Source organism: Mesorhizobium sp. M7A.F.Ca.US.014.04.1.1 (genome assembly GCF_003998745.1).
Taxonomy (GTDB): Bacteria; Pseudomonadota; Alphaproteobacteria; order Rhizobiales; family Rhizobiaceae; genus Mesorhizobium; species Mesorhizobium ciceri.
Map to the genome: position 1 here is coordinate 34964 of NZ_RZRW01000003.1, position 6627 is coordinate 41590.

At 62.5% G+C, this 6627-nt stretch carries 5 protein-coding genes; 4 read left to right on the forward strand and 1 reads right to left on the reverse strand.

The features are described 5' to 3' along the window. Positions 1-8 precede the first annotated feature (8 nt). The 4 genes from glyA (at position 9) to EOA22_RS00580 (ending at position 4613) form a co-directional block, all read left to right on the forward strand. Positions 9-1346: a serine hydroxymethyltransferase gene (gene glyA, locus EOA22_RS00565; RefSeq protein WP_063169266.1), complete on the forward strand. Its 1338-nt coding sequence runs from the start codon at positions 9-11 to the stop codon at positions 1344-1346. Positions 1347-1403: 57 nt separating this feature from the next. Further along, positions 1404-2579 carry a methionine adenosyltransferase gene (gene metK / locus EOA22_RS00570; RefSeq protein WP_063169265.1) on the forward strand — a complete coding sequence of 392 codons (1176 nt, stop codon included), beginning with the start codon at positions 1404-1406 and terminating at the stop codon, positions 2577-2579. A gap of 100 nt (positions 2580-2679) precedes the next feature. Next, entirely contained in the window at positions 2680-3672 is a 993-nt protein-coding gene (locus EOA22_RS00575) for an adenosine kinase (protein ID WP_013528052.1), read from the forward strand. Positions 3673-3911: 239 nt separating this feature from the next. Then, positions 3912-4613 carry an antitoxin Xre/MbcA/ParS toxin-binding domain-containing protein gene (locus EOA22_RS00580; RefSeq protein WP_063169907.1) on the forward strand — a complete coding sequence of 234 codons (702 nt, stop codon included), beginning with the start codon at positions 3912-3914 and terminating at the stop codon, positions 4611-4613. 33 nt (positions 4614-4646) lie between these two features. Here EOA22_RS00580 and EOA22_RS00585 read toward each other — a convergent pair. Beyond that, positions 4647-6627: NADP-dependent malic enzyme (locus EOA22_RS00585; protein ID WP_164755152.1), on the reverse strand; the 1981-nt coding region annotated here is incomplete at its 5' end.

The following is a 6627-nucleotide window of genomic DNA, read 5'->3' on the forward strand; positions in this document are numbered from 1 at the left end:
CGACTACCATGGATAACTCCGCCGGCGGCGCCATCGCGCAGCCCGACACTTACGGGCGGCCTCACTTAGCCGCCGTCGACTCCCGCGTTCACGAACTGCTTCTAAGACAGGAGCGTCAGGAGCGGACAACTCTCAAACTGATCGCCTCCGAGAACTTTGCCTCCTCGGCGGTGTTGGAAGCGACCGGGTCGATTTTCACCAACAAGTATGCCGAGGGATACCCCGGTGCGCGCTACTACGCCGGAAACGAGATCGTCGATGAGCTTGAGACCCTCGCGATCGAGCGCCTGAAAGCGCTATTTGGCAGTGAACATGCCAACGTCCAGCCTTATTCAGGCTCGCCAGCCAACCAGGCTGTCTATCGCGCGCTTTTGAGCCCCCGTGACAAAGTCATGGGCTTGCCTTTACCCGAAGGCGGCCATCTGACTCACGGTTGGTCCGTCAATTTTTCCGGCAGCGATTATCAGCGCGTCCCGTACAGGCTGCACGAAAAGACACAGCAAATTGACTATGACCACTTGCGCGAGACCGCCAAGCGGGAACGCCCGAAGCTAATTTGGGTCGGCGGAACTGCTTATCCGCGTATTTTTGACTACGCGGCAATGGCCGAAATTGCTTCGGAGGTGAACTCGTATCTGGTGGCTGACATCGCCCACATCTGCGGCCTGGTTGTCGCAGGAGTGCATCCGAACCCCGTGTCCCATTGCGATGTGGTCACCAGCACCTCTCACAAGTCGATCCGCGGTCCCCGGGGTGGCTTCATTTTATCAAGGAATGAAGACCGTTATCAGCCCCTCCATCATCCGAAGAGCAAACACAATCTGGCCAAACGTATAGACCGCGCCGTGTTCCCTCTTCTGCAAGGCGGACCGCATATGAATACTATCGCCGCGCTTGCCGTCGCTTTGCAGGAAGCAGCGAACTCGTCCTTTCGTGTCTACGGTCAGCAGATCGTCCACAACGCCAAGGCTCTGGCCCAGGCACTTCTGGAGCGAGGTTATGAACTCGTCACCGGGGGCACTGACAATCACATGCTGATCCTTGATCTTCGGGACCGGTCGCTGTCAGGCAAAGCCTATGCGGAGCGCTTATCGCGTGCAGGCATCATTGCGAATTTCAATATGGTCCCGGGCGACCGGCGGCATCCGGCGCTGACAAGCGGCATCCGCTTAGGGACACCAGCGGTGACGTCCATGGGCATGCGCGAAACGGAGATGGTGCAGATCGCCGCTTTCATCGACTCGGTCTGCCGCCAGCCCGATGACCAGGAAGTTCATGCGAGCGTACGAAGAGACGTTGCCGACTTCTGCACTGCGTTCGATGTTCCCGGCATCCCCGACCGATAAGCCACCCCAATCCAGAAACTCCTCACTAACTCCAGCACTTGAAGCGAGGGCATTTTTATGACCAGGCAGTTCGTGTTCTCTTCCGAATCCGTCGGCGCGGGACACCCCGATAAGATGGCAGACAACATCTCCGATGCCATTCTCGATGCGGTCCTGCGCACCGATCCGAAGGCGCGCGTCGCCTGTGAAGTGTTGGTGAAGACGGGGATGGTCGTTGTGGCTGGCGAGATCACCAGCCATGCCCACATCGATTACAGCCAAGTCGCCCGCGATACGATACTCGATATTGGCTACGACGATGATGCGATTGGCTTTGATGGTCGACGTTGCGCCGTCGTTCTGGCCCTCACCGAGCAGTCGCCCGACATAAGCCAGGGCGTTGATGAAGGACGAGGGCAGGATCTCGGGCAAGGGGCAGGGGATCAGGGCATCATGTTTGGATTCGCATGCAACGAGACGGATACATTGATGCCCCTGCCGATCCAACTCGCTCACCATTTGACGAAAAGACAGGCCGAGGTCCGGAAAGCGGGACAGCTTGGCTGGCTGCGTCCGGACGTGAAATCTCAAGTGTCGGTACGCTACGAAGGGCTCCGCCCGGTGGCGCTGGATACCATAGTCCTGTCAACGCAGCATGACGAAGCGGTCTCACAAGCCACGGTCCGCGAAGGCGTCATTGAGGAGATCATAAAACCGGTCCTGCCGGCCCACCTGGATACTTCGGGGATCAGATTTCTGGTCAACCCAACAGGGCGGTTCGTGGTCGGTGGGCCTGCCGGCGACTGCGGCCTCACAGGACGGAAGATCATCGTCGATTCCTACGGTGGGACCGGGCGTCACGGCGGCGGTGCCTTTTCGGGCAAGGACCCATCCAAGGTTGACCGCTCGGCGGCCTATGCCGCCCGGTATGTCGCGAAGAACATCGTTGCCAGCGGCCTTGCGGAGGTCTGCGAGGTTCAGCTTGCCTACGCGATCGGCGTGGCCAGTCCGGTTTCTGTCATGGTCAATACCTTCGGAACCGCAAGGATCGAGGAAAAAAGGATCGAGCGCCTTGTTCTCGAGGTTTTCAATCTCCGACCGAAAGGCATCATCAAGATGCTTGATCTCTTACGGCCGATATACCGCAAGACGGCGACATACGGACACTTCGGGCGTGAAGAGCCTGAGTTCACTTGGGAGAAGACGGACAAAGCTGACGATTTGCTGCGTGAAGCCGGACCGGCAGCTGCGTGAGGGCGGCTGGATCAAGCGCATGCGGCAACCCATTTCAACTCGCGAGACCACGCCCGGCCGGCGTGGCAAGAAGCCGGCTCGGGTTTTGGCGGAGATTTTGATGCCGGATTATGACGTGCTTTGCATCGGCAATGCCATTGTCGACATCATCGCCCAGTGCGACGAGGAATTCCTCGAGACCAACGGCATCATCAAGGGCGCGATGAACCTCATCGACACACAACGCGCCGAACTGCTCTACAGCCGCATGGGCCCGGCGATCGAGGCGTCCGGCGGCAGCGCCGGCAACACGGCGGCCGGCGTCGCCAGCTTCGGCGGCCGCGCCGCCTTCTTCGGCAAGGTCTCCAACGATGCGCTGGGCGAAATCTACGCCCACGACATCCATGCACAGGGCGTCGCCTTCGACACCACGCCGCTCAAGGGCGAGCCGCCGACGGCGCGGTCGATGATCTTCGTCACCCCTGACGGCGAGCGTTCGATGAACACCTATCTCGGCGCCTGCGTCGAGCTTGGGCCGGAGGATGTCGAGGCCGATAAGGCTTCTGGCGCCAAGGTCACCTATTTCGAAGGCTATCTGTGGGACCCGCCGCGCGCCAAGGAAGCGATCCGCCAGACGGCGAAGCTGGCGCACGCAGCAGGCCGCGAAGTGTCGATGACGCTGTCGGATTCGTTCTGCGTCGACCGCTACCGCGACGAATTCCTCGAGCTGATGCGTTCGGGCACGGTCGACATCGTCTTTGCCAACAGCCACGAGATCAAATCGCTCTACCAGACATCCTCGTTCGACGAGGCGCTGGCGCAGATCCGCAAGGATTGCCGGATCGCCGCCGTGACCCGCTCGGAAAAAGGCTCCGTGATCGTGCGCGGCGACGAGACGGTGGTGATCAAGGCGACCGCCATCAAGGAACTGGTCGACACGACGGGCGCCGGCGATCTCTATGCCGCCGGCTTCCTGCATGGCTACACGCAAGGCCGCGACCTGCAAACCTGCGGCGACCTTGGCTCACTGGCGGCCGGATTGGTGATCCAGCAGATCGGCCCCAGGCCCCGGCAGAATCTGCGCCGCGAGGCTGAGCAGGCGGGATTGCTTTAACAACCGTCAAGCTGCCGCCCCTCACCGTCGCGCAGTTGTCATACATCGCACCTACACGCAATCTGGGCGTCCCGCGACTGACATTTCGGTGCGCCCTCAGTCAGTTGGGGTGTCAAGAAATGCTGGACAGCATGCTGTCGGGCGGCAGGATTCGTTGCCGCCGCGATTTCCGTTTTCCGCACTAGAAGTTCAACAATCGGCCGCAGCTGAGGGGGAGCGCGCGGCCAGAAGACAGATGCATGAACAGATTTCAAATCCAGGGCCTCAAGCAGGACGACTTCGCGGAGATGGTCGCGGAAGACGTCGAACGTGCACTTGCCCACTATGACGAGGCCATCAACAAGCCCACCATGGTCTCGGTCGGCAAGATCGCCGGCAGCATAGCGTCCGCCGTCACCTTGCTGTCACCGAAGCACCGGCGCGCCATCGACGCCATCCATGCCGACCTGCCCGGCCTGGCGTCGAAATTCGTGCGCGCGCTGGCGGCGGAAGCCGCGCGCCGCAGCGAAGCCGGTATTGCCGGCGTGACAAATCCGCCGACGACCCCGTTGGCCGATGTCGAGCCTCCTTCGCTGCCAAAGTCCGACGATCTCGAATCGATGCTGATCGAGGACTGGGCCGGCCGCGTCGCCGGTTCGACCTATCTGGAAGAGCATCTGCGCATCGCCCGCTCGACCCTGCACCGCTGGCAGCGGCGGGGTGAGGTCATCGCCTTGCGCAAGGGCGGCCGCAAACATGTCTTCCCGCTGGCGCAGTTCGTCGACGGCCGGCCGGTTGCAGGCATTCGCGACGTGCTATCCCTGATCACCAATCCGAGGCTCGCATGGCTGTGGCTGACGCGGCCCTCGGCGCAGCTCGACGGCCGCGTCCCGATCGACTTGCTGCGGCAGGATCAGGTGGACGAGGTCGTCGAGGCCGCGCGCGTATTCGCGCCGGGCTGAACGCCTCGCGGACTCACCGCTGAGGCCAGCCCCTCAAGTCCCCGCCGTGTACGCCGCGATCGCCGCCATGTTGACGATATCGCTGTCCTTGGCATTCAGCGACACGATCTGAACCGGCTTGTTCAGGCCGACCAGCAGCGGCCCGATCACCGTCGAGCCGCCGAGTTCCTGCAACATCTTGGTCGAAATCGAGGCCGAGTGGAACGCCGGCATGATCAGCACATTGGCCGGGCCGGTCAGGCGGATGAACGGATATTGCGCCATGGCGCGGGCGTTGAGGGCGACGTCGGCGGCCATTTCGCCGTCATATTCGAAATCGACGCGGCGCTTGTCGAGGATGCGCACGGCTTCCTGGACGCGCTCGGAGCGTTCGCCCTGCGGATGGCCAAAGGTGGAATAGGCGAGCATGGCGAGCCTCGGCTCATAACCCATGCGGCGGGCAAAGCCTGCCGCCTCCTCGGCGATGTCGGCGATCTGCTCGGCGTTCGGCATATCGTGCACGGCGGTGTCGGCGACCAGCACGGTCTTGCCCCGCGCCAGCACGATCGAGACGCCGATGACGCGGTGGCCGGGCTTGGCATCGATGACGCGGCGGATGTCGTCGAGCGCGGTCGAATAGTTGCGGGTGACGCCGGTGACGATGCCGTCGGCGTCACCCAGCGCCACCATGCAGGCGGCAAAGTGGTTGCGATCGTTGTTGATCAGCCGCTGGCAGTCGCGAAACAGGAAGCCTTTGCGCTGCATGCGCTCGTAGAGGTAGTCGGTGTAGATGCCGTTGCGGCGCGACAGCCTTGCATTGATGATCTCGATGCCTTGCTTGTTGAGATCGATGCCGGCGTGCTTGGCGTTTTCCTTGATGACGTCGTCGCGGCCGAGCAGGATGGCGGTGCCGAGCTTCTGGTTCACATAGGAGACGGCGGCGCGCATGACCTGTTCCTCCTCGCCCTCGGCGAAGACGATGCGCTTGGGCTGGCGGCGCACGCGGTCGTAGATGCGCTGCAGGGTCGAGGCGATCGGGTCGCGGCGGGCCGACAGTTCCTGCGCGTAACGGTCGAGGTCAAGGATCGGCTTGCGGGCGACGCCTGAATCCATCGCCGCCTTGGCGACCGCAATCGGAATGGCCGAGATCAGGCGCGGGTCGAACGGCACCGGGATGATGTAGTTGGGGCCGAATTTCGGCCGATTACCCTGATAGGCGGCGGCGACGTCGTCGGGCACGTCCTGGCGCGCCAGTGCCGCCAGCGCCTGGGCGGCGGCGATCTTCATGTCGTCATTGATGGTGGTTGCCCTGACATCCAGCGCGCCGCGGAAGATATAGGGGAAGCCGAGCACGTTGTTGACCTGGTTCGGATAGTCCGAACGGCCGGTGGCCATGATGGCGTCGGTGCGGATCTCGGCCACTTCCTCCGGCGTGATTTCCGGATCGGGATTGGCCATGGCGAAGATGATCGGGTTCTTGGCCATCGACTGCACCATGGCGGTGGTCAGCGCGCCCTTGGCGGAGAGGCCGAGGAAGACGTCGGCGCCGTCGAGCGCCTCGGCGAGGCTGCGCGCCTCGGTCTTCACCGCATGCGCCGACTTCCACTGGTTCATGCCTTCGGTGCGGCCCTGGAAAACCACGCCCTTGGTGTCGCATAGGATGATGTTTTCCGGCGAAAAGCCCATCGCCTTCATCAGCTCGATGCAGGCGATGCCGGCGGCGCCGGCGCCGTTGCAGACCATTTTCGTGGTCTTCATGTCACGGCCGGTGATCTCCAGCGCGTTGATCAGGCCGGCGGCGGAGATGATCGCGGTGCCGTGCTGGTCGTCATGGAAGACCGGGATGTCCATCAATTCGCGCAGCCGCTGCTCGATGATGAAGCATTCCGGCGCCTTGATGTCCTCGAGATTGATGCCGCCGAAGGAGGGCCCGAGGAAACGCACGCAGTTGATGAACTCGTCGGCGTCCTCGGTGTCGACCTCGAGGTCGATGGAATCGGCATCGGCGAAGCGCTTGAACAGCTCCGCCTTGCCC